Origin of the sequence: Rubrobacter taiwanensis (assembly GCF_004337705.1) — a bacterium.
In the GTDB taxonomy this organism is placed as follows: domain Bacteria; phylum Actinomycetota; class Rubrobacteria; order Rubrobacterales; family Rubrobacteraceae; genus Rubrobacter_C; species Rubrobacter_C taiwanensis.
Map to the genome: position 1 here is coordinate 1 of NZ_SKBU01000001.1, position 20,325 is coordinate 20,325.

Below are 20,325 nucleotides of genomic sequence, written 5' to 3' on the forward strand. Positions count from 1 at the left end.
CTCCTTCTTTGGTCAGTTACAGAGCAACTAGACCGTATACAGGAGTAGGCTCCTCCTCTTCAACCTCCTCTATGAATAATTCAGGCTATGGCGCTTGACGCGCCCCCGTCCATGCCGGGTAGAACGTGAGAATAGGTATCGAGGGTGGGCGTGACCGAGGCGTGTCCCAGAAGCTCTTGTACGTACTTGGGGTGGACGTTTCTGGCGAGGAGCAGCGTGGCGCGGGTGTGCCGCAGATCGCAGAGCCGGGTGCTTCCGGGCAGCCCGGCGCATTCCGGAGGGGGCTTCGGGCTACACCCTCACGGAGAGCAGGCGGGGCCCGAGGCGGTAGATTCCGAGGACCATCAGCGCCACGATGAGGGTGGGGAAGGCGAAGATGGCCGGGGGGCCGTGGCCGATGGCGGCGGCCCCGAACACCTCGCGCAGGGCGTCGTTCATGTATGCGAACGGCACGAAGTCCCGCAGTACGGCCAGGAGTCCCTGCGGGTCCTGATTGCGGAAGAAGCCGGAGAGGTAGATCAGGGGCAGCAGGATCACCACGGCGTAGAGCAGCACGTCGGCCGGGGAGGAGGTGAAGTTCGCGATGAACACCCCGATGCAGTTGGCGGCCATGAGCGTCATGAAGACCGAAAAGAGCGCCGCCAGCGCCCACACCGGCTCCGGGCCGTAGATAAAGAGCACGATCAGGAGCCCCGGCAGGAGCTGAAGGAAGTCCAGCACGGCATTGACCAGCAACAGCTCCAGCACGATCCGGCCCGGCGGTAGGGGGGTGAGTGCCACGCGCGCCAGGATGCCGTCGTTGAGGTCCACCGTCAGGCTCTCTCCGGCCCCGAAGGTCCCGGCCATTACCGCTACTATTCCCACGACCGCCGCGGCGAACTCCGGCGGTATGGGGCTTAGAGCGACCGGAACGATGATCGCCATCGGGTACAGCAGCTTTATGATCAGGGCGAAGCGCTTGTTCAGAAAGAGCGCCACGTCCTTCTTCCAGTAGGCGTCCGGGCGCTTGAAGCTATTCATCCGTCAGCGCCTCCCCGGTGAGCTTCACGTACACGTCTTCCAGGTTCGGCCGCCGGACGTGCAGGTCCACTATGTCCCCGCCGCACTCCACGACGGCGTTCACCACCGCCGCAACGATGCCGGGCCGGTCCTCGGTGTGCACCACCAGGTCCCGGCCCTCCGGCACGACCCGCCGCACCCCGGCGACCTCCGCCAGCGGCCCGTACTCCACCGGATTGCGCAGGGTGGCCTCGATCCGCTTGAGGCCGCGCAGCGACTCTACGAGCTCCTGCGGCCGGCCCTCGGCGGCGATCCTGCCCCGGTGCAAGAACGCCACCCGGTCGCAGAGCGACTCCATCTCGTCCACCTGGTTGCTCGCGATCAGAACCGCCGCGCCGGCTGCGGCGAGCTCGCGCACCTTCCGCTGGTAGGCGAGCTGTGAGGTGTAGTCTAGCCCGAGCGAGGGCTCGTCCAGCAGGAGCAGGTCCGGGCCGTGAGCCATCGCCTCGATGAGGGCCAGCTTCTTGCTCATTCCATAGGAGTAGGTCTTGGCCCGGTCGTCCCGGTAGTCGTCGAGGTCGAAGTGCTCGAAGAGCTCCGCGAGGGCGGCCTCGGCCTTCTTCTCCTTCAGTCCGTAGGCGCGGGCGAAGAAGTACGCGTTGGCCCAGCCGGAGAGATCCCCGTAGTGGGTGGGGCGGTCCACCATGATGCCGAGCCTGGCCCGGACCCGCCGCCGGTCCTTCAAGGCGTCCATCCCGCAGACGCGGAGGCTGCCGGAGTCCGGCACCATCGCGGTGGTGAGCACGCGCAGCAGGGTGGACTTGCCGCTCCCGTTCGGCCCCATAAGGCCGAAGATCTCGCCCGCCTCCACCCGCAGGCTGGCGTTCTCCACACCCCGCCCGCTGCTCCTGTACGTTAGAGTGATGTTCTCCGCTTCGAGTACGGCCAAGCCTCGCTCTCCGGGGTCGGTGACGGTCCGCATAATTTTAGCGGCATCTCACGGCCACGGTTGTTAGCGGGCTCACCCCGGCCTACTTCCGCCACTCGGGCGAGATGGCGACCTCCACCTCTACCGGGACCCGCCTGAGCAACGTCTCTCCGGCCCGGAGCATCGAGCGCCGGACGCGCTCGGCCACCTCGCCGGCTATCTCCTCCCGGCACTCGACCACGAACTCGTCGTGGATGGAGTTGACGAGCCTCGCATCCAGCCCCTCCAGCTCCCGGCGCATGTGGATCATGGCCAGCTTCGCTATGTCCGCCGAACTGCCCTGAATGGGGAAGTTCATCGCCTCCCGGCGCAGCGCCGAGCGCGCCTTCCGGTCCAGCCCCGAGGTGTCGCCGAACTTCCGCACCCTGCCCGAGAGCGTACGCAGGGTGCGCTGCCTGAGGGCCTTCTCCGCCGCGCCCTGCAGATAGCGCTGCACCTTCGGGTAGCTGGCGAAGTACTCGTCTATGAGCTCGCGGGCCCGCTCCTCGTCCGTACCGAGCTGCGCCGAGAGGCTCTGCGCCCCCCGGCCGTAGGCGAGCCCGAAGTTTATGCGCTTGGCCGCCGAACGCTGCTCGCCGGTGACCTCCTCCATCGGGACGCCGAACATGGTCGCGGCCGTCACCCGGTGCAGGTCCTCCCCCTGCCGGAAGGCCCGCACAAACCCCTCGTCGCCGGAGACCTCGGCCAGGATCCTGAGCTCTATCTGCGAGTAGTCGGCGATGACGAAGAGGTAACCCTCCCCGGCCACGAAGCAGCTGCGGAACTCGTCCTCGTGCGGTATCTGCTGGATGTTCGGGTGCGAGCAGGCGAGCCGGCCCGTAGGCACCCGGCACTGGGCGAAGCTGGCGTGGATGCGCCCCGTCCCGGGATGGATGTAGTCCGGGTAGGTCTCCAGATAGGTGCCGAGCTTCTTCTGCAGCTCCCGGTACTCCAGCAGCAGCTTCGCCGCCGGGTGGTCCACCCGCATCAGCGTCCACTCCCGGGTGTCCGGGAGGTCCAGCCCCAGCGCCCGGAAAGCCTCGATCACCTGCCCGGGGCTGTTCAGGTTTATGCCCGGCCCCAGCCCCTCCAGCGGCAGCACACCCTCCGGCTGCGGGAGCTGCGCCTCCAGCTCCCGTGCCACCCGGTCCCGCCGCTCGCGTACCACCCGCTCCAGCTCCCGCCACCTCCGGCGGTCGAGCCGGATGCCGGCCAGCTCCATCTCGGCCAGCGAGGGAACGGCGGCGAATTCTATCCTGGCCACGTACTCCAGCTTCTCCTCTCTGAGCACCCGCCGGAGCTTCCCGTGCAGCGGCAGCAGGACCGCCGCATCCCGCGCCGCATACTCCAGCTGCCGCCGGCTGAGATCCCCGGACCAGTCCTCCGCCCGCACCGTCTTGTCCAGCTCCCGGCCCAGATAGCGCCGCACCACCTCCTCCAGCGAGTGGCTCAGCCCCCGCTCCCCGCCCGCTATGAGCTGCGAGGTCAGCATCGTGTCGAAGATGGGAGAGACGGCGATGCCGCACTCGTGCTTGAGGAACGAGTACTCGAACTTGCTGTTGTGCGCGACCTTCACCGGCCCGCCCTCCAATACCCCCCGCAGCGGCTCCAGACTCCCCACCCCGAAGAGGTCCACCACGAACGTCCCCCCCGGCGTCGCCAGCTGCAGGAGCCGGAGCCGGCCATCCAGCGGGCTCAGAGCCGTCGTCTCCACATCCAGCCCCACGTACTCCGCCGCGCTAACCCGTGCAGCAGCCTCCCGCAGCTCTCCCTCGTCCGCAATGAGCCGGTACCCGGTCGCCTCCATGCCGGAGATTCTACAGTAGAACCCTCCGGAACCGATGATGTTAAGAAATATTAAAAAGGCAACCGGATCGAAACGGGGGTTTCGCCCTCATCTATGCGGGATTCCGGGGGGTGGGGCGATGGTTTGGGGCTATTGACGCGGGTCATTATCGCTTCTACCCTGCTGCGCTGGTACGAGGAGGGGGGATCCTCGCCGAGTGATCCCTTTGCCGGAAGTGGATGGCTAGACGAAAGGATGCTGGTTTTGGCTGCAACCAGAATGCGACCGGTTCTGTTCGCTGCGGCGGCGCTGCTGGTAGCGGCGTTGCTGGCGGCGGCGTTCTCCGCGCGGGCGGCCGAGGCGCGGTATGTTTCGGGCGAGGCTGTGGTCGCCGAGGCTCAGACGTGGCTGGGGGTTCCGTACGTCTACGGCGGGGCTTCGCGCGCCGGGGTGGACTGTTCGGGGCTGACGATGAAGGTGTATGAGGCCTTCGGGGTACGGTTGCCGCACAACGCTGCTGCCCAGTTCGGCTACGGCGTGCCCTCTGGGGGCAAGGCGGGTGACCTGGTCTTCCAGGACTTCGGTTACGGCGGGATCACGCACGTCGGCATCGCCGTGGGCGACGGTCGGCAGATCAACGCTCCGTATCCCGGCACCGTGGTGCGCTACGATCCGGTCTACCCGGAGTACACCGTCGGTTACAGGAGCATCTTCTAGAGAGCTCCGCAGCGCGCGACCTCCGGAGGCCGCCGGCTCCTCGGGCGGCCTCCGGGGCTTCGTGTGGGGATTAACTCCCGGGGGCGGCGGGTAGGGTAAACTTTAGAGCGAAGAATATGGGCGGTTCGTTCAAAATCCTGCGGGTCTTCGGGATCGACGTAAAGATCCACTGGACCTTCTTCCTGCTCTTCGTGTTCTTCGGCGGCTGGGGCTACCTGCAGACCGGGAACGTGCTGGGCGGGGTTCTGATGACCGCTCTCATTCTGGTGCTCTTCGTCTTCGTGCTGCTGCACGAGTTCGGCCATGCCTTGGTGGCCCTTCGGCAGGGGATAGACGTTCCGGACATAACGCTCTTGCCGATCGGGGGGCTGGCGCGTCTGAAGACGCTCCCCGAGCGTCCGTGGGACGAGGTGAAGATAGCCATAGCCGGTCCGGCCGTGAACTTCGCGCTGGCCGCGCTGCTGTATCTGCCGGCGTATCTGCTGTTTGGGGTTTCGCCGCTCACGCTGCCTGCGCCTGAGTTGCTGGCCGAGGGGAGGATCCACTCCGCCGGGCTCATCCTCAACTATCTGGGGCTGATGAACATCATATTGGGGGTCTTCAACATGATCCCGGCCTTCCCCATGGACGGCGGCCGGATACTGCGGGGGCTGCTCGCCACCCGTTTCGGGCCGGTGCGGGCGACCGACATCTCCTCGGCGGTCGGGCAGTTCTTCGCTTTCGCCTTCTTCGTCTTCGGGCTGCTTTCGGGCAACTTCCTGCTCGCTCTCATCGCGGTCTTCATCTTCTTTGGGGCCATGGGCGAGTCGCAGATCGTGCGCCAGCGGGAGCTGATGCGTGGCCTGACCGTCGCGGACGTGATGGGCAACAAGCGGCGCACCGAGACGGTGACGCCGTATCACAACTTCGGGCAGGTGCTGGATGCGGTCGTCCACGGCTACCAGGAGGATTTCCCGGTGGTGGAAGAGGACGGGAGGCTGGTCGGCATGATCACGCGGGACGAGATCTTCAAGGCCGCCCACTCCTCGGACCGCTGGTTGAACGTGCGGGATCTGATGCGGACGGACTTCCCGACCATCTCTCCGGAGGCGGATCTCTTCACCGAGGGCTACCAGCTTCTGCAGGAGAACAACATCCGGGCCGTGCCGGTGGTAGAGGAGGGCGAGCTGGTCGGGATGCTGACCATAGACGACATCCAGCAGGCGAGCCTGTTGCGGCAGCTTCCGAAGTAGGGGGTGAGGTGTATGAAGCGCGTGGCATCGCTGCTCCCGAGCGCCACGGAGCTGGTGCACTTCGTAGGCGCTACGGGCTCGCTGGTCGGCGTCACGCACGAGTGCGACTACCCGCCCGGGGTGAGGAGCCTGCCGCGCCTGACCGCCTCGGCCATAGACCACTCGAAGATGACGAGCGCCGAGATAGACGCCTCCGTCAGCGGGCACCTCACCGATGCGGACAGCCTCTACACGCTTAACGTGGAGCTGCTCGGGAGGCTGCGGCCGGACCTGATCCTCACCCAGGGGCTGTGCGAGGTCTGCTCGGTCTCCATGAACGTGGTGCAGCGGGCCATCGGGGAGCTGGACTCCGAGCCGGAGGTGATCTCGCTCGACCCCTACTCGCTAGAAGAGGTGCTCCAGACGGCGATCACGGTCGGCCGGGCGCTCGGCCGGGAGGATCTTGCGCGCGGGAGGGTGGCGGAGCTGAAGGGGCGGGTGGCGCGGGTCCGGGAGGCCGCATCCGGAGCAAAGCGGCCGCGCGTGGCCTGTATCGAGTGGCTGGACCCGCCGTTCGCCGCCGGGCACTGGGTGCCGGAGATGGTACAGATGGCCGGCGGCTCCGAGGTGCTCGGCAAGCCTAATACGGACTCCTTCCGCGTGAGCTGGGAGGACGTGGCGGCTGCGGAACCCGAGGTGATCGTGCTCATGCCCTGCGGCTTTAACGTGGAGCGCACGCTGCGGGAGGCTCACCTGCTGCGGGAGTTGCCCGGCTGGAGCGACATCCCGGCCGTGAGGGGAGGCCGGGTGTGGGCCGTGGAGGCCAACTCGTACTTCTCCCGCCCCGCCCCGCGGCTGGTGGAGGGAATCGAGATCCTGGCCTCAATAATACATCCTGAGCTCTTCCCCGGACCCCCGAGCGAAGAGGTCGCCGTCCGGGTCGCCTGATACTCTCTGAAACTTCCGCGCCCGCGGTGGTATATTGGTCCGGCCCATGGTGGTATCGGACATCGAATCGCTCGTCGCCCGGGCCGGGACCGATCCCGTCTGGGGCTACGCCCACTGCCTGCGCGTGCACGAGATGGCGCGCACGCTGGCACGTCTGGAGCGGCTCTCCTACGACGAGGAGATCCTGCGCCTCGCCTGCCTGCTGCACGACATCGGGCTCTACAAAGCGTACAACATGAAGGAGGGGGCCGATCACGTGGTCCGCTCCGGGCGTGTGGCGGAGCGGCTGCTCAAAGAGAGGAACTTCCCGCCGCGCGCCACCCGCACCGTGCTCGACGCGATAAAGCACCACCCGCCGGACGCCGGGGTGGGTCGTTCGGTGGAGTCGGTGCTGCTGAAGGACGCCGTCGGGCTGGACTATCTGGGCGCGGTGGGCGTCTCGCGCGTCATGGCCATGGTCGGCTCCGAGGCGGAGGTGCCGGACCTGCCGGCGGCCGTCCGGCACATCAGGGCGCTGGGCACCCGCATACCGCCGCTGCTGAGGCTCGGCAGCAGCCGGAGGATTGCCCGGGAGCGCGTGGCGGAGGCGGAGAGCTTCCTGCAGGCCCTCGGCCGCGAGACCGCCGGGCTGCAGCTGCTCTAGCGTCTCAGCCGGAGAAGTACCCCCAGAGCAGCAGCGCGCCGAGGATCGTGGAGATCCCGCCGCCGATCAGCATCCGGATGCCGGCGATGGCGTGCACGCCGCGCTCCGGGATCGGGCCGATGCCGCCTTCCTGACCCTTGCCGCCGCGCAGGAGGGCGTAGAGCCCGTATCCCAGTCCCAGCAGGCCGATGAAGATCAGCAACGCTCCCAGCGCCAGATTTACCGGCACGAGGTCCATATACGGGTTCTTGCCCGCGGGCGCGCCGGGCTAATCGTCCGGGTAAGATACGTTCCATGATCGAGAAGGGATCGTACAGAGAGGATTCCGGTGTCGCGGCCGAGCTCGAGGTCCGCTACCGGGACCTGGACGCGATGGGGCACGTGAATAACGCCACGTACCTCACCTACTTCGAGCAGGCCCGCTTCGCCTACCTTGGGGCTCTGGCGGAGAGCCTGAGCCTCAAGGCCGGACCCGCAGACCCGTCCGACCCGCGCCGGATAGCCTTCGGCCCTTTCGAGGGTGCAGAGTTCGTGGTCGCGGAGGCCCGGGTCCGCTACCGGGCGCCGGCACATCTCGGGGAGCGGCTGCGCTGCGCCGTGAAAGTCGCCGGCGTCTCGCGCAAGACCTTCGTGTTCGAGTACCGCCTGCGGAACGGAGCGGGACAGCTCGTTGCCGAGGGCTCGACCGTCCAGGTCTTCTTCGACCCCGCCACCGGCCGCAGCCGGCCGCGGCCGGACTGGTTCGTTAAGGCCGTGGCCCGGCTGGAGGGCCGGCCGGAGGAGGAGCTGGTGCGCTAGCCGCTCTTGTCCGGGTGCTTTCTGAGGCGCTCGACGCGGCGCTTCTCGGCATCCAGCGCGTAGGAGAGGCGCTTGTTCTCGTTCTTCAGCCGCCGCGCCTCGTTGCGCCACTGGTCTGCAATCTGGTGCACCAGGGCGAAGGTGAAGAGGGCGAAGGCGAGCAGGGCGGCGGTGTGCGTGAGGAAGAGGCCGCTCCAGAACCCCAGCACGCCCGCCACCAGCAGCACCGGGAAGACGTACTCGTCCGGTATCCCGGCGCGGAAGAGTGCGCGCCCGCCGTAATCCCCGGCCAGCAGCGCGGCCCCGGCGCCGGCGATGTAGATCAGAGCCTCCGCCACAACCTCTAAGATACCACGGAGATGCGGCGCCGCTCACCGCTGCTCGAACCGGACCTGCACGGTCGTGCCACCCCCGGGCCGGGAGACGATGTCCAGCTTCCCGCCTGCGCTCTCGGCCCGGGAATGCATGAGCGAGATCCCGATCCCCCACGGCAGATCACCCGCCGGAAGCCCGCGGCCGTCATCCCGCACCCGCACGATGAAGACCGAGCCGACCTTCCGCGTCTCCAGCCACGCGTTGCGGGCGCCCGAGTGCCGGCCGGCGTTCCAGAGCGCCTCGCTGACTATCCGGTAGGCGGCCGCCAGCCGCTCCGGTGGCAGCTCGTTCGGCGAGGCTGCCAGATCTTCGTGCAGCCGGAGATCGAAGCGCTCCCGTACCTCCTCCAGCACCTGCCGGAAGACCGTCTCCCCGTCCAGCTCCGGCATCCCGCTCAGGGCGTGCAGCTCGTTGATGGGCCGGGAGACGAGGTAGTCCGCCTCCCGGGTGGCCTCTACGGCACGATCCAGGATCTCCCCGGCCGCCTCCGGATCGCTCCTGCGGGCGTTGCGGTAGGCCCCGATGAGCAGCGCCGCGCCGTGGATGCTCTGCTTGAGGGTATCGTGCAGATCTTCGGAGATGCGGTTCCGCTCGCTCCGGCGTGCCAGCTCCTCCTGCTCCCGGCGGAGCTGCTGGCTTACGTAGGAGACGAAGGAGATCCTGAAGGCCAGGTAGAACATGAGCGCCACCCCCCAGACGAGCACGTAGAGCGGGACGGGGGGGGTGGCCGCCACCCACGCCAGCAGAAAGCCGTAGTGCATCGCCGGGGAGAGGGGCCCGAACCAGAAGGCCCCCACCCGCCACGGGCTGATCGCGGGCCGGGACGCGAACTCCGCCGCGCCCGTCGCCCGCAGCGCTGCCAGCCCGATCAAGCCGATCCCGAGTGCCCAGACCGGCTCCGGCCAGCTGCCGGGCTCGTGCACTCCGGCGGCGCGGAGCCTCAGATAGGCGGTGTCGGCGAGCAGGAAGAGCGTGAACGCCGCCGCCAGAAGCCCGGCGAAGGCCGGCCGGTGCCGGGTGGAGAGCGCGACCAGCGCCAGATACAGCAGGCCCGCGTTGCAGACCGGAGCGGAGATGGCCGCCGCCTCCCGGATGCCGGAGAGCATGCTCTCCCCGAGCACGAAGTGCCAGACCAACAGGCCCACCGAGATCGTAATGAACAGGGCGTCGACCGCCGCAACGAGCGTCGTGCGGTGCGTCACCCGGGAGACCAGCAGCAGGAGCGCGACGAACAAGAGCGTGCAGGAGGCAGCGTCCGCGATGCTCCAGTGCGGGATGCCGGGGAGCTGGAGTCCCATCCGGTCCGCGTCGCCCAGCGCCCTGAAGAGCAGCCCGGAGCCCAGAAGGGCCCAGAAGCGCCGGCAGGATCCGGCACTCAGCGCGGCCGCGCGCGCTATCGCGGCGGCGGCGAACGCCGCCGCGCCCCAGTACAGGCCGGCCGACGCCAGGGCTCTGCCGGAGTCCTCCGGCAGAGCTGCGAGGACTGAGACGGCCGCAGCCCACACGACGAGCGCTGCGGTAGCCAGAAACCGCGGGTCCCGTCCGGTTTCCGGTCCCGGGATCCTCAACTATCCATCCCCCCTCGTCAGCTTTCAGGAGCGTATCCTAGCAACCTCCGGTCGGCGCGGCCACTAAAGCTCCCGGCACATCCGGCCGAACACCGGAGTGTGAGGGAGCTGGAGACCTTCGGCGAGCCGGGTGCCGTGGTCTATCTGGAGGACTGCGTCCGGCTGATGGAGCTGATGCCCGGGCGGTGCGTGGACCTCGTCTTCGCCGACCCGCCCTACCGGCTCTCGGGCGGCGGCCTCACCAATCGGGGCGGCCGGCTCGTCTGCGTGGACAAGGGGGACTGGGACCGCTCCGGGGGGCTAAAGAAAGACCACGAGTTCAACCTGCGCTGGCTCCGGGCCGCCCGGCGCATCCTCAAGCCCGGCGGCTCGCTCTGGGTCTCGGGCACGCACCACATAATCTTCAGCCTCGGCTTCGCGCTGCAGCAGCTCCGCTTCCGCCTGATAAACCAGATCACGTGGTACAAGCCCAACGCCGCGCCCAACCTGCTGCACACCGCCTTCACCCACGCGCACGAGACGCTCCTCTGGGCCGCGAAGGGACCGGGCCACCGCTTCAACTACGAACTCCTCAACGGCCACAACCCCACCCGGCAGTTGTCTTCCGTCTGGAGCATCCGGACCGTCCCGCCCGAAGAGAGACGGCACGGCTACCACCCGACCCAGAAACCGCTGCGGCTCCTGCGCCGCATCATCCTGGCCTGCACGTCCGAAGGCGACCTCGTCTTCGACCCGTTCACCGGCTCGGGAACCACCGCCGTCGCTGCCAAGGAGCTGAACCGTACCTTCGTGGGGGCGGAGCTGGAGCGGGAGTACGCCGGGCTCGCCGAACGCCGCATCCGGGCGGCGGAGAGGGGGTGGGCGCTGCGGCGCGTCTCCGGGCACGGTTGACGGGCCCCCCGGCGGGGGTTAGGCTGGCCTCTGCGCAACGCGGGCACTCAGGGGGTGAGCGTCTTGACGGAGGGATACGGGCATCCGGCCCCGCTGCCGGAAGACATGGGCGAGATCTTCCGCCTCGACGGACGGCGCGCCGCCGTCACGGGGGCCGCCTCGGGACTCGGCAGGGCGATGGCGCTGGGGTTCGCCCACTTCGGCGCGGACGTGGCTTGTCTGGACATCGATGCCGAAGGGGCGTGGGAGACGGCGGCTGAGATCTCCAGGATCGGCCGGGAGAGCACCGCCATACGGCTCGACGTCCGGGACTGGGGGAGCGTGCGGTCGGCGGCCCGGGAAGCTGACGGGTGGGGTGGCCGGCTAGATGTGGCCGTAAACGTGCCCGGCATAAACCGCCGCAAGCCGGTGCTGGAGCTGGAGCCGGGGGAGTTTGGCGAGGTGCTGGATGTGAACCTGCGGGGCCTCTTTCACTGCTCGAAGGCGTTCGCGGAGCTGATGGTCTCCAACGGGGGCGGCAGCATCATAAACATGGCGTCCATCTTCGGTTTGGTCACCATGGAACGGCAGGCGGCATACTCCGCCAGCAAGGGGGGCGTCGTACAGCTCACCCGCACGCTGGCGCTGGAGCTCGCGCCGCACAACATCCGGGTCAACGCGCTCGCCCCGGCGTACTTCACCACGCCGCTGGTGCGCCAGATCATGGAGGACCGCCGGTGGTACGAAAACGTCGTCGGCTGCGTCCCTTTGGGGCGCTTCGGCGAGGTGTGGGAGATCGTCGGTCCCGCCGTCTTTCTGGCATCCCGCGCCTCCAGCTTCGTGACCGGTGCGGTACTGCTCGTGGACGGCGGCTGGACGGCCCGGTAGCCGCTTGCAAATAAGGGGTAGGGACGGGGCCGCTCATCCTTTACCCTTGCCTCATGAAGGGTCGCGGAGCGGCGCACAACCCGGGGAACCGGTTCGAGCGGATCGAGGCCGAACCCGAAGAGTTCGACCCCGGGACCGTCTACCTGAGGGACCGCTCGCGCTCGATCATCGCCCGCAACGCCAGCCCGGACATCCCGTTTGAGGCCAGCGTCAACCCGTACCGGGGCTGCGAGCACGGGTGCGCCTACTGCTACGCCCGTCCGACGCACGAGTACCTGGGCTTCTCGGCCGGGCTGGACTTCGAGAGCCGCATCTTGGTCAAGGAGGATGCTCCGGAACTGCTGAGAAGGGAGCTCTCCTCGCCGCGGTGGGAGCCGAAACCGCTCGCCCTGAGCGGCGTGACCGACCCCTACCAGCCGGTCGAGAAGCGGCTGCGGCTCACCCGCCGCTGCCTGGAGGTGCTGGCGGAGTTCCGCAACCCGGCCGCCGTTATTACCAAGAACCACCTGGTCACGCGGGACATAGACCTGCTCTGCGAGCTGGCGCGGTACGGCGCGGCCTCGGTCGCGATCTCGCTCACCACCCTCGACGACGACCTGCGGCGCGTACTGGAGCCCCGGACCTCGCGTCCCGCCCGCCGCCTCGCCGCCGTCAAGAGGCTCGCGGCGGCGAACATCCCGGTCGGCGTCATGGTCGCGCCCGTGATCCCGGGCCTGAACGACCACGAGATCCCGCAAATTCTCTCCGCCGCGGCCGGGGCCGGAGCCCGCTTCGCCGGATACACTCCGATCCGCCTGCCGCATGCCGTGGCCCCGCTCTTCGAGGACTGGCTGGAGCGTCACCGCCCGGCCGCGAAGGAGAAGGTGCTGGGCCGCATCCGCTCCATCCGCGGTGGCAAACTCAACGACCCGCACTTCGGCAGCCGCATGCGCGGTGAGGGCTTCTACGCCGGCCACATCCGCCAGCTCTTCCGGATAAGCCGCCGCCGGGCCGGACTGAGCGACCGCCCCGCGGAGCAGCTGTCTGTGGCCGCCTTCCGCCGCCCCACAGAGCAGCCGCGTCTCTTCTAGAGGTTCTGTCGGGCGAGGGTCACGTAGATCGCGATCATCCCGAGCGGGATCAGGACCGCTGCGGCCACGAACCCGCCACCGAGCCCTCCGGCCTCTCCCAGAGCGATGCGGACCGTCTGCCAGGTGATGTAGGTGAAAAGGGCCGCTGCGTAGACCTGCATCGCGACGACCAGCGTGCGCGCCAGACGGAACTGGCGCGTCCGGCTCTCCTCTGGGACGCGCCAGGGCACGTTGTAAGACTTCGAGTAGCGGGCGACGGCCGCAAGCAACAGGAACAGCGCCACGCTGATGCCGGGCAGCAGCCACAGAGCCTCTGTGGGACCGAACCGGTCTGGCTCGCCGCCAGCTCCGAAGTGCACCGGGACCTGATCCGGCAGCTCGGGGAGGCTGGTGAACAGGACGTAGAGCTGCAGCCCGACGAGCGACAGCGCGGTGGCTTCCAGCGCGTACTCCAGCCCGGAGTACGGAGGGCGCTCTTCTACCTTCAGCTTCATGACCGCAGGACAGTCTACCCGCAGCCGGGGGTAGGCTCTACTCTTACGCTTAGGAGTTGCTTCGCAAGGCCCAATTTCCTGCGCGAGGTCATCAGAGGGCTCTCAGCCACGCACTAATGGAATTGGGAGTAGAGAAACACTAGGAGGCTGCCGGTTGTAGGATCGAGATATCCACAGAAGAAGCGGTGGTGCTCCCGGGCGGCGCCTCCGTCGATCCGGAATGCCAAAGTGCGGGGTCCGGCCGCAGCCGGGCCTCTTTGCGGGCCGCTACGCTCCGGAGTCCGGTCCTTCTTCCTGCTCCGGGAGGACCGCTTGCAGGATCTGCTCGATCGGCGGCGATTCTCCGGACTCGGAGATCCACTCCAGGGTGCCGTCGCCCTGCACGACCGCAACCGCCGTCTCTCCCTCCGCTACGCCGTATCTCCCGGAGACCTGGTTCGCTTCATCCCACAGCACGTAGTAGGGGAGCTGCAGCTGCTCTTGCAGCTCCCTCACCTGCTCCATCGTCTCGGCCCGGACGATGACGGCGACCGAGGCGGCCATCGTGGGCCCCATGCGGGAATATGGCTTCGCAGAGGTTTGGGACCGCATCCTGGAGCGGTGCTGCGCACCGGCGCGCTGGAACTCCGCCCGGCGCTCTTTCAGCCGCTCGAGTAGCTCGCGCTCCTCTTCGCCCGCGTTCACGAACGCCAGTACTACGGGCCCGTGCGCCGTTCTCATATCCAGCCGGAACAGACCGCCCTGTGCCGAGGAGAGCTGGAAGTTCGGAGCCTTATCTCCGGAGCGTAGCGGCGCGTTCTCAGATCCGTTCTTCCTGAAGAGCGTCATCCTACCCCCATCCGTAGAGCTCGTCTCCGCCTTCGTGCGGTCTGAGGGGCACACCCCGACGGCCGCAGCTTCTAACATCTTGTAATAGCATGATAGTATAATCGGGTAGTCGGAGAGGCCGCAAGATCGCAAGAGAGGCGGGCGGATCTGTGAGAGATAGGGTACGAAGAGAGAGAATGCGGAGGAGCGGCGCCGGCCGCGATGCTCTGAACGTACTTCAACGCCGGCGCGGTGCCGGCTGTTTCGTGGTTCATCGACCGGAGGAGGGCTCTTAAGCATGCCTCAACTGGGCCAGGGTATTTTAAAGGGGATGGCGATAACCATCCGGCGGATGCTCGAACCGAAGATCACCCGCCAGTACCCGGAATACAAGCGGGAGCTGCCGGAGCGGAGCCGGGGGATGCTCACCGTGGACATAGACCGCTGCATCTCCTGCCTGCAGTGCATGCGGGTCTGTCCGGACCACTGCATCTCCATCGAGCAGGAGAAGCGCGACGCCGACGGCTCGGGCAAGCCGCGTCCCTATTCCGTTGGCTTCGTGATCGACGACTCGCGGTGCATGTACTGCGCGCTGTGCGTGGAGGTCTGTCCGGTCAACTGCATCTACCACACCGAGGAGTTCGAGGCGCAGGCATATAACCGGCTGGATCTCGCCCGGCAGTTCGGCGAGCGGCCGGTGGACCCGAGGAGGGATCCCAAGCCCGCGGTCAAGATACCCTTCACGACGGCAGGCGCCAAGCCGCCCATCAAGGAGAAGAAGAAGCCCACCGGGAAGAAGGCTCCCGCCACCGCGGGACGTCACATATTCGGGAGGGACCCGGAGAAGTGACCGCCGCGTGTGGCGGCGAGGGGACGTGATCCAGATCAACGCCCGGTTTCGGACCCCGCACCGGAGAAAATATAATGGCCGGGCGAACGAGAGTTGCTGAAGCGAGTCTCCAAAGGAGAGACACACCGTGGCCTACGTCATAACCGAAGCGTGTATCGGGACCAAGAACACCGCCTGCGTGGCCGTGTGCCCCGTGGACTGTATCTACGATGCGGGGGACCAGTACGTCATCAACCCGGAGGAGTGCATAGACTGCTCCATGTGCATGCCCCAGTGCCCGGTCGAGGCCATCTACCCCGGCGATGAGGTCCCCGAAGACCTGCGGGATTACGCCAGGAAGGCCGCCGAGCTCGACTACTCGAAGCTCGCGCCGGGCTGGGGAGTCAACTAGGCGGCTCTCCGGGGGAGCGGATCATGGTCGAGATGAGGAAGCGGAGCCTCGAAGAGGTAAAGGCCCTCAGCCGCGAGGAAGCGGTGGAGATAATGCAGCATGCCGGCATAGTCGGCGCGGGGGGCGGGGGTTTCCCGGCCTACTTCAAGTACAAGCGGCCCCTGCCGCACCTGATCGTCAACGCCACCGAGAGCGAGCCGGGCTACTGGGGAGACAAGCTGCTGCACAAGATATACCTGCGGGAGTTTCTAGAGCTCTTTGAGGCCATGAAGGCGGTCTTCGAGTTCGAGCAGGTCTCTTTGGGCATTCATGAGAAAGACCGCGAGTGGTACGCCGAATACGAGGACTACGTCGACGACGGCGTCTACGATATACGTTACGTGCCGGACACCTACGCCCTCGGCGAGGAGAAGACCCTCGTTAAGCACGCCACCGACAAGAAGGTCCCGCTGTTCACGAACAACCCGGACGGCTCGAGGCGCCCGGGGATGCCGCCGGACGTGGGCATTGTCGTCAACAACTCGGAGACGCTGCTTAACGTCTACAGGGCGCTCTTCCTGGGCAAGCCCGTGACGACCGTCTTCTTCACCGTCTTCGGGATGGAGAAGCACATCATGGATCTCAAGGCCTACGAAGCGCCGGTGGGTGCCTCGGTCAGGGAGATCTTGGAGATCTCTGGCATAGACGTGGATGAGGAGGTGGCGGGCGCCGATAGCGTCGTCGGGGGTGATACCGGCTCCGAGCGCTTCGTGATCGCCGACGGCGGACCGTACATCAATGAGATCCTTGACGGCAGGGCCGTAAAGAGCGGGGAGGCATGTATCAAGCGTACCACCAACTCCCTGCTCCTGATCCCCGAAGGCCGCCAGAGCAAGGAGTACGCCCGGGACATCAAGACCCCTCCCCCCGAAGAGGGCTTCGTCTCGCTGGTTGGGAAGGTCTCCGGCGTGCGGGTTCCCCTGGCGGGCGGCGTGCTGACCCCGGCCATCCCCGTCGTATCGGAGGGGGACGAGGTCTCCTACGAGCAGAAGATAGCCGAACCCGCCGAAAGGGGCTTCTCGGTCGGTGTCTGGGCGAGCATGGCCGGCAGGGTCACCTCGGTCGGCGGCGGCGCGATCGCCATCTCCGGCGAGGCTGCGGAAGGGAGCGAGGCCGGAGCCCGGGAGGAGGTCAGCGCCTAGCCGGAGGGATTACCCTTCTTCCCGGGTGACCCCGTTGACGCCGTACTCCAGGCTGTCCACGAGCGCTTGCCAGCTCGCCTCGATGATGTTCTCGCTCACGCCGACCGCTCCCCAGGTCTTCTTGCCGTCGGTGGAGTCTATGAGGACGCGGGTGGTGGCGGCGGTCGCCCGGTGCTCGTCCAGGATGCGCACCTTGTAGTTGGAGAGGTGGATGTTCCTGAGCTCCGGGTAGTGGGGCTCTATGGCCCGGCGCAGGGCGGCGTCCAGCGCGTTCACCGGACCGTTGCCCTCGGCAGTAGAGATGACCCGCTTGCCGTCCACTACCAGCTTGATGGTCGCCTCCACCGTCGTCTCCCCGTCGGCCCGCTTCTCGGAGATTATCCGGAAGCTCTCAAGCGTGAAGAGCCGCCGCGCCTCTCCGGTGGTGCGCGCGATGAGAAGCGCGAGCGAGGCATCGGCCGCTTCGTAGTGGTAGCCCTCGTGCTCCTTCTGCTTGATGGCGCGCAGCACCGCGGTCACATCGCCCGGGTCCAGGCCCAGCTCCTCGGCTTTCCGGCGCACCGTGTTCTTGCCCGAGAGCTCCCCGACCGGCATCCGCCGGGCGTTGCCGACCGCTTCGGGCGGGACGTGCTCGTAGGTTCTCGGGTCCTGGGTTATGCCGTCTACGTGCAGCCCGCCCTTGTGGGCGAAGGCGCTGCGGCCCACGTAGGGCCGGTGGGCGTCCGGCGTAATATTCACCAGCTCGGAGATGTAGTTGGCTGTCTCGGTCAGGCGTGCGAGCTGCTCGTCGCTCACCACCCGCAGCCCCATCTTGAGCTGGAGGTTGGCGATGGTGGTTATGAGGTCGCAGTTGCCGCAGCGTTCCCCGATCCCGTTCGCCGTCCCCTGCACGTGTGTAGCCCCGGCCTCGACCGCCGCCAGGGCATTGGCCACCCCGCAGCCGGCGTCGTTGTGGGTGTGTATCCCGATCTCCACACCGGGGAACTCTTGCACCGTGCGGCTTACCACGGCCTTGAGCTCCGTGGGGAGCGTGCCGCCGTTGGTGTCGCAGAGGACGAGGGTCGTCGCCCCCGCCCCGGCCGCGGCGCGCAGCACGGCGAGTGCGTACTCCGGATTGGCCCGGAAGCCGTCGAAGTAGTGCTCGGCGTCGAAGATGACCTCCTTGCCCGCCTCCACCAGGTAGGCCACCGTGTCCCGGACGCTCTTAAGGTTCTCCTCCGGCGAGACGCGCAGCACCCTCTCTACATGGAAGTCCCAGCTCTTGGCGACGATGCACGCCACGGGCGCGGAGAGTTCGGTGAGTAGAGAGACGGCCGGGTCGTCCGCTGCCGCCACGCCCCGGCGCCGGGAGCGGGAGAAGGCCACGAGCTTGGCGTGCCCGAGCTCCGGCTGCTCGAAGCTGCGGAAGAACTCCAGGTCCTTCGGGTTGGAGGCCGGGAAGCCCGCCTCGATGTAGTGGACGCCTAAAGTGTCCAGCCGGCGCGCGATGCGCGCCTTGTCCTCGATGGTGAGCGTCACACCCTCGCGCTGGGTCCCGTCCCTCAGGGTGGTGTCGAACAGCTTTACGGTCATACCCTCGCCTCCGCCGCTATGCGCTCCGTTACCGCTCTGGTGGCCTGCTCCGTGGTCGCCCGACCGCCGAGGTCGGGCGTCATAATTCGGTCTTCGAGTGCGCCAGAGACGGCGCGCTCCACGGCGGCCGCGGCCTCCGGCTCGTCCAGGGAGTAGCGGAGCAGCATCGCCGCCGAGAGGATGGCGGCGTAGGGGTTCGCGATTCCCTGCCCGGCGATGTCCGGGGCGCTGCCGTGCACCGGCTCGTAGATGCCGGTGGAGCCCGCCTCGCCCAGAGAGGCGCTCGGCAGCATCCCGAGCGACCCGGTGAGCATCGCCGCTTCATCGGAGAGGATGTCTCCGAACATGTTCTCGGTGAGCACCACGTCGAAGCGGCCGGGGTCCCGGACCAGGACCATCGCCGCCGCGTCCACCAGCAGGTGGTCCAGCTCCACCTCCGGGTAGTCCGCCGCAACTTCCTCTACCACTCTGCGCCACAGGCGGCTGGTGGCCAGGATGTTGGATTTATCTACCGAAGTGACTCGCCCCCGGCGCAGCTTCGCCGCCTCGAACGCCACCCGCGCCACGCGCTCGACCTCCTCCCTCGAGTATTCGCAGAGGTCGCTGGCGTAGTCGTCGCCCTCCCGCTTCTCCCCGAAGTAGATGCCGCCGGTGAGCTCGCGCACGATGAGCAGATCCACGCCCTCCAGCACCTCCGGCTTGAGGGTGGAGGCGCCCGCGAGCGCCGGGATGGCGGCCACCGGCCGCAGGTTGGCGAACGCCCCGAGCTCCCGGCGCAGCCTCAGGAGCGCCCGCTCGGGGCGCACCGGGGCGTTATCGAAGTCCGGGTGGCCGACCGCCCCGAGCAGCACGGCGCCGGCCTCTTTCGCCCGGGAGAGGGTCTCCTCCGAGATGGGCTCTCCTCCCTCCCGGATGGCGGCCCCTCCGACCGGGGCCTCCCGGTACTCCAGTGCGAACCCGAAGGCTTCCGCGGCGGCGTCCAGCGCCTCGCGCGCCGCACCTACGACCTCCGGTCCGATACCGTCGCCGGGCAGGGTGAGGATCGTGTAGGGGGGCATATCAGGCTCCTTCCTGAATCCGGGAGTAGTTCTTTGCGAGGTAGCCCTCCAGCGCCTCCAGACCCGCCGGGAAGTCCCGGCGGCCGAAGCCTATCCTGGCGTGGAACGAGTCCGCATCCGGGTAGAGGCTGCCGGGCAGGAGCAGCACGCCCGCGCCCTCCAGCAGCTCCCGGCAGAACCCATCCGCCGGGACCGCGAGCCGCAGGAACCCGGTGCACCCGGCCCGGGGGCGGTGCCAGGAGAGGAGGCCGCCGTACTCCTCCAGCACCGGCTCCAGGCGTTCGAGGTTGCTGCGGATGATGCCCAGGTTGCGCTCCAGGATCCGCTCCTTCGCCCGCAGCGCGATGGTGGAGAGGGTCTCGCTCGGGGCCGAAGCGCAGATGGTGGTGTAGTCCTTGAGCGCGGCGGTCCGGGCCAGCAGCTCGCGGTCCCGGCTCGCCAGCCACCCGATGCGCAGCCCTGCAAGCCCGAAGGCCTTGCTCATCACCCCGATGGAGACCGCCCGGCCGTCCAGCTCGCAGGCGGCCGGCAGGCGGGCCTCCGGCTCGTACTCCAGCAGGCGGTAGACCTCGTCGGAGACGAGCCGCACGCCCTTCCCGGCGCACAGCTCGACCAGCTCGCGGAAGAAGCCTTCGTCCGGCAGGTAGCCGGTGGGGTTGTGGGGGAAGTTGACGACGGCCGCCCGGGCGTTCTCACCCGCGAGCCGGCGCAGCCCGTCCAGATCCCAGCCCGCGCCCTCGCGCAGTCGCCAGGGGACGACCTCGCACCCGAGCGCGCGGGAGAGCTCGTGCAGCGACTGGTAGGCCGGGGCGGTGTAGACGACCCGGTCGCCGGGGGCGAGCAGGGCGTGGGTGAGGAGGAAGATCGCCTCCTCCGCCCCGCTCGTCACCAGCACGTCCTCCGGTTTTAGCCCTCTGTAGAGGCGGGCTATCTCCTCGCGCAGCAGCGGGTGCCCGGCCGGCTCGGTGTAGCCCAGAGAGAGATTCTCCCACAGCACGCGGCTCCCGGTGTCGGCGAGCTCCAGCAGCTCGTTCAGCTTCACGGGCTCGCAGTCCGAGGCGCACAGCAGGTGGGGAACCGAGAACTCGTGCTCGGCGAAGAAGCGTTCGAGCCGGAAAGGGCGTGGCCGCAA

At 67.9% G+C, this 20,325-nt stretch carries 23 protein-coding genes; 11 read left to right on the top strand and 12 right to left on the bottom strand.

From position 1 onward, the window contains the following. Positions 1-80: 80 nt before the first annotated feature. From E0L93_RS00005 to E0L93_RS00020, 4 genes are all read right to left on the bottom strand, one after another. On the bottom strand, positions 81-263 hold the full coding sequence (locus E0L93_RS00005; RefSeq protein WP_341539370.1) for a tyrosine-type recombinase/integrase: 183 nt from the start codon (positions 261-263) through the stop codon (positions 81-83). Between the two features lie 28 nt (positions 264-291). Then, the gene (locus tag E0L93_RS00010) at positions 292-1,020 is read right to left on the bottom strand and encodes an ABC transporter permease (protein ID WP_132687020.1); all 729 of its coding nucleotides are present in this window, start codon (positions 1,018-1,020) and stop codon (positions 292-294) included. Continuing rightward, complete coding sequence (locus E0L93_RS00015; protein ID WP_165874044.1) at positions 1,013-1,948, bottom strand: ABC transporter ATP-binding protein; 936 nt, start codon at positions 1,946-1,948, stop codon at positions 1,013-1,015. The genes E0L93_RS00010 and E0L93_RS00015 overlap by 8 nt, the downstream gene beginning before the upstream one ends. 82 nt (positions 1,949-2,030) lie before the next feature. After that, a complete protein-coding gene (locus tag E0L93_RS00020; RefSeq protein ID WP_132687024.1) occupies positions 2,031-3,773 on the bottom strand; it encodes a bifunctional 3'-5' exonuclease/DNA polymerase in 1,743 nt (580 codons plus the stop codon). A 243-nt stretch (positions 3,774-4,016) separates the two neighbouring features. On the opposite strand from E0L93_RS00020, the gene E0L93_RS00025 reads away from it, so the two are divergent. The 4 genes from E0L93_RS00025 to E0L93_RS00040 all read left to right on the top strand — a co-directional run bounded on the left by E0L93_RS00025 (position 4,017) and on the right by E0L93_RS00040 (position 7,271). Continuing rightward, positions 4,017-4,469: a C40 family peptidase gene (locus E0L93_RS00025; RefSeq protein WP_165874045.1), complete on the top strand. Its 453-nt coding sequence runs from the start codon at positions 4,017-4,019 to the stop codon at positions 4,467-4,469. A 116-nt stretch (positions 4,470-4,585) separates the two neighbouring features. Further along, positions 4,586-5,701: a site-2 protease family protein gene (locus E0L93_RS00030; RefSeq protein WP_132687027.1), complete on the top strand. Its 1,116-nt coding sequence runs from the start codon at positions 4,586-4,588 to the stop codon at positions 5,699-5,701. Between the two features lie 12 nt (positions 5,702-5,713). Further along, positions 5,714-6,628, top strand: coding sequence for a cobalamin-binding protein (locus tag E0L93_RS00035; RefSeq protein ID WP_132687029.1), 915 nt, complete (start codon positions 5,714-5,716; stop codon positions 6,626-6,628). A gap of 46 nt (positions 6,629-6,674) precedes the next feature. Then, complete coding sequence (locus E0L93_RS00040) at positions 6,675-7,271, top strand: HD domain-containing protein (protein WP_132687031.1); 597 nt, start codon at positions 6,675-6,677, stop codon at positions 7,269-7,271. A gap of 4 nt (positions 7,272-7,275) precedes the next feature. Here E0L93_RS00040 and E0L93_RS00045 read toward each other — a convergent pair whose 3' ends face one another. Beyond that, positions 7,276-7,509 (bottom strand): hypothetical protein, encoded by a 234-nt coding sequence (locus tag E0L93_RS00045; protein ID WP_132687033.1) that lies wholly within the window; start codon positions 7,507-7,509, stop codon positions 7,276-7,278. 56 nt (positions 7,510-7,565) lie between these two features. Between E0L93_RS00045 and E0L93_RS00050 the strand changes: the two genes are divergently transcribed. Continuing rightward, positions 7,566-8,069 (top strand): acyl-CoA thioesterase, encoded by a 504-nt coding sequence (locus E0L93_RS00050; RefSeq protein WP_132687035.1) that lies wholly within the window; start codon positions 7,566-7,568, stop codon positions 8,067-8,069. Here E0L93_RS00050 and E0L93_RS00055 read toward each other — a convergent pair. Together E0L93_RS00055 and E0L93_RS00060 are read right to left on the bottom strand one after the other, a co-directional pair. Beyond that, on the bottom strand, positions 8,066-8,407 hold the full coding sequence (locus tag E0L93_RS00055; protein ID WP_132687037.1) for a hypothetical protein: 342 nt from the start codon (positions 8,405-8,407) through the stop codon (positions 8,066-8,068). The two genes, E0L93_RS00050 and E0L93_RS00055, sit on opposite strands and share 4 nt — an antisense overlap. A 33-nt stretch (positions 8,408-8,440) precedes the next feature. Continuing rightward, on the bottom strand, positions 8,441-10,012 hold the full coding sequence (locus tag E0L93_RS00060) for a sensor histidine kinase (RefSeq protein WP_132687039.1): 1,572 nt from the start codon (positions 10,010-10,012) through the stop codon (positions 8,441-8,443). A 99-nt stretch (positions 10,013-10,111) separates the two neighbouring features. Between E0L93_RS00060 and E0L93_RS00065 the strand changes: the two genes are divergently transcribed. The 3 genes from E0L93_RS00065 to E0L93_RS00075 all read left to right on the top strand — a co-directional run bounded on the left by E0L93_RS00065 (position 10,112) and on the right by E0L93_RS00075 (position 12,840). Then, entirely contained in the window at positions 10,112-10,903 is a 792-nt protein-coding gene (locus E0L93_RS00065) for a DNA-methyltransferase (RefSeq protein WP_243638037.1), read from the top strand. Between the two features lie 63 nt (positions 10,904-10,966). Then, positions 10,967-11,770, top strand: a complete 804-nt coding sequence (locus E0L93_RS00070) for an SDR family NAD(P)-dependent oxidoreductase (RefSeq protein ID WP_132687041.1) — start codon at positions 10,967-10,969, stop codon at positions 11,768-11,770. A gap of 53 nt (positions 11,771-11,823) precedes the next feature. Then, complete coding sequence (locus E0L93_RS00075; protein ID WP_132687042.1) at positions 11,824-12,840, top strand: PA0069 family radical SAM protein; 1,017 nt, start codon at positions 11,824-11,826, stop codon at positions 12,838-12,840. Here E0L93_RS00075 and E0L93_RS00080 read toward each other — a convergent pair. Both E0L93_RS00080 and E0L93_RS00085 read right to left on the bottom strand, forming a co-directional pair. Beyond that, positions 12,837-13,334 carry a DUF1648 domain-containing protein gene (locus tag E0L93_RS00080; protein WP_132687044.1) on the bottom strand — a complete coding sequence of 166 codons (498 nt, stop codon included), beginning with the start codon at positions 13,332-13,334 and terminating at the stop codon, positions 12,837-12,839. The genes E0L93_RS00075 and E0L93_RS00080 overlap by 4 nt on opposite strands. 267 nt (positions 13,335-13,601) lie before the next feature. Next, positions 13,602-14,162, bottom strand: coding sequence for a hypothetical protein (locus E0L93_RS00085; RefSeq protein WP_132687046.1), 561 nt, complete (start codon positions 14,160-14,162; stop codon positions 13,602-13,604). Positions 14,163-14,439: 277 nt separating this feature from the next. Between E0L93_RS00085 and E0L93_RS00090 the strand changes: the two genes are divergently transcribed. The 3 genes from E0L93_RS00090 to E0L93_RS00100 all read left to right on the top strand — a co-directional run bounded on the left by E0L93_RS00090 (position 14,440) and on the right by E0L93_RS00100 (position 16,563). Then, the gene (locus E0L93_RS00090) at positions 14,440-14,991 is read left to right on the top strand and encodes a NuoI/complex I 23 kDa subunit family protein (protein ID WP_132687048.1); all 552 of its coding nucleotides are present in this window, start codon (positions 14,440-14,442) and stop codon (positions 14,989-14,991) included. A 127-nt stretch (positions 14,992-15,118) separates the two neighbouring features. Beyond that, entirely contained in the window at positions 15,119-15,382 is a 264-nt protein-coding gene (locus E0L93_RS00095) for an indolepyruvate ferredoxin oxidoreductase subunit alpha (RefSeq protein ID WP_132687050.1), read from the top strand. A 23-nt stretch (positions 15,383-15,405) separates the two neighbouring features. Next, a complete protein-coding gene (locus tag E0L93_RS00100) occupies positions 15,406-16,563 on the top strand; it encodes a proton-conducting membrane transporter (protein ID WP_132687052.1) in 1,158 nt (385 codons plus the stop codon). A 9-nt stretch (positions 16,564-16,572) separates the two neighbouring features. Here E0L93_RS00100 and cimA read toward each other — a convergent pair whose 3' ends face one another. The 3 genes from cimA to E0L93_RS00115 are packed head-to-tail and all read right to left on the bottom strand — an operon-like array spanning position 16,573 to position 20,325. Further along, a complete protein-coding gene (cimA, locus tag E0L93_RS00105; protein ID WP_132687054.1) occupies positions 16,573-18,135 on the bottom strand; it encodes a citramalate synthase in 1,563 nt (520 codons plus the stop codon). Further along, complete coding sequence (leuB, locus tag E0L93_RS00110; protein ID WP_132687055.1) at positions 18,132-19,193, bottom strand: 3-isopropylmalate dehydrogenase; 1,062 nt, start codon at positions 19,191-19,193, stop codon at positions 18,132-18,134. Before leuB ends, cimA begins: the two co-directional genes overlap by 4 nt. Before the next feature lies 1 nt (position 19,194). After that, positions 19,195-20,325 (bottom strand): aminotransferase class I/II-fold pyridoxal phosphate-dependent enzyme, encoded by a 1,131-nt coding sequence (locus E0L93_RS00115; RefSeq protein WP_132687057.1) that lies wholly within the window; start codon positions 20,323-20,325, stop codon positions 19,195-19,197.

Bases quoted from the DNA above. Each gene is read 5' to 3' on its own strand.
- E0L93_RS00010 (WP_132687020.1), bottom strand. From the start codon at position 1,020: ATGAATAGCTTCAAGCGCCCGGACGCCTACTGGAAGAAGGACGTGGCG.
- E0L93_RS00020 (WP_132687024.1), bottom strand. From the start codon at position 3,773: ATGGAGGCGACCGGGTACCGGCTCATTGCGGACGAGGGAGAGCTGCGG.
- E0L93_RS00030 (WP_132687027.1), top strand. From the start codon at position 4,586: ATGGGCGGTTCGTTCAAAATCCTGCGGGTCTTCGGGATCGACGTAAAG.
- E0L93_RS00035 (WP_132687029.1), top strand. From the start codon at position 5,714: ATGAAGCGCGTGGCATCGCTGCTCCCGAGCGCCACGGAGCTGGTGCAC.
- E0L93_RS00040 (WP_132687031.1), top strand. From the start codon at position 6,675: ATGGTGGTATCGGACATCGAATCGCTCGTCGCCCGGGCCGGGACCGAT.
- E0L93_RS00045 (WP_132687033.1), bottom strand. From the start codon at position 7,509: ATGGACCTCGTGCCGGTAAATCTGGCGCTGGGAGCGTTGCTGATCTTC.
- E0L93_RS00050 (WP_132687035.1), top strand. From the start codon at position 7,566: ATGATCGAGAAGGGATCGTACAGAGAGGATTCCGGTGTCGCGGCCGAG.
- E0L93_RS00075 (WP_132687042.1), top strand. From the start codon at position 11,824: ATGAAGGGTCGCGGAGCGGCGCACAACCCGGGGAACCGGTTCGAGCGG.
- E0L93_RS00080 (WP_132687044.1), bottom strand. From the start codon at position 13,334: ATGAAGCTGAAGGTAGAAGAGCGCCCTCCGTACTCCGGGCTGGAGTAC.
- E0L93_RS00085 (WP_132687046.1), bottom strand. From the start codon at position 14,162: ATGACGCTCTTCAGGAAGAACGGATCTGAGAACGCGCCGCTACGCTCC.
- E0L93_RS00090 (WP_132687048.1), top strand. From the start codon at position 14,440: ATGCCTCAACTGGGCCAGGGTATTTTAAAGGGGATGGCGATAACCATC.
- E0L93_RS00100 (WP_132687052.1), top strand. From the start codon at position 15,406: ATGGTCGAGATGAGGAAGCGGAGCCTCGAAGAGGTAAAGGCCCTCAGC.
- cimA (WP_132687054.1), bottom strand. From the start codon at position 18,135: ATGACCGTAAAGCTGTTCGACACCACCCTGAGGGACGGGACCCAGCGC.
- leuB (WP_132687055.1), bottom strand. From the start codon at position 19,193: ATGCCCCCCTACACGATCCTCACCCTGCCCGGCGACGGTATCGGACCG.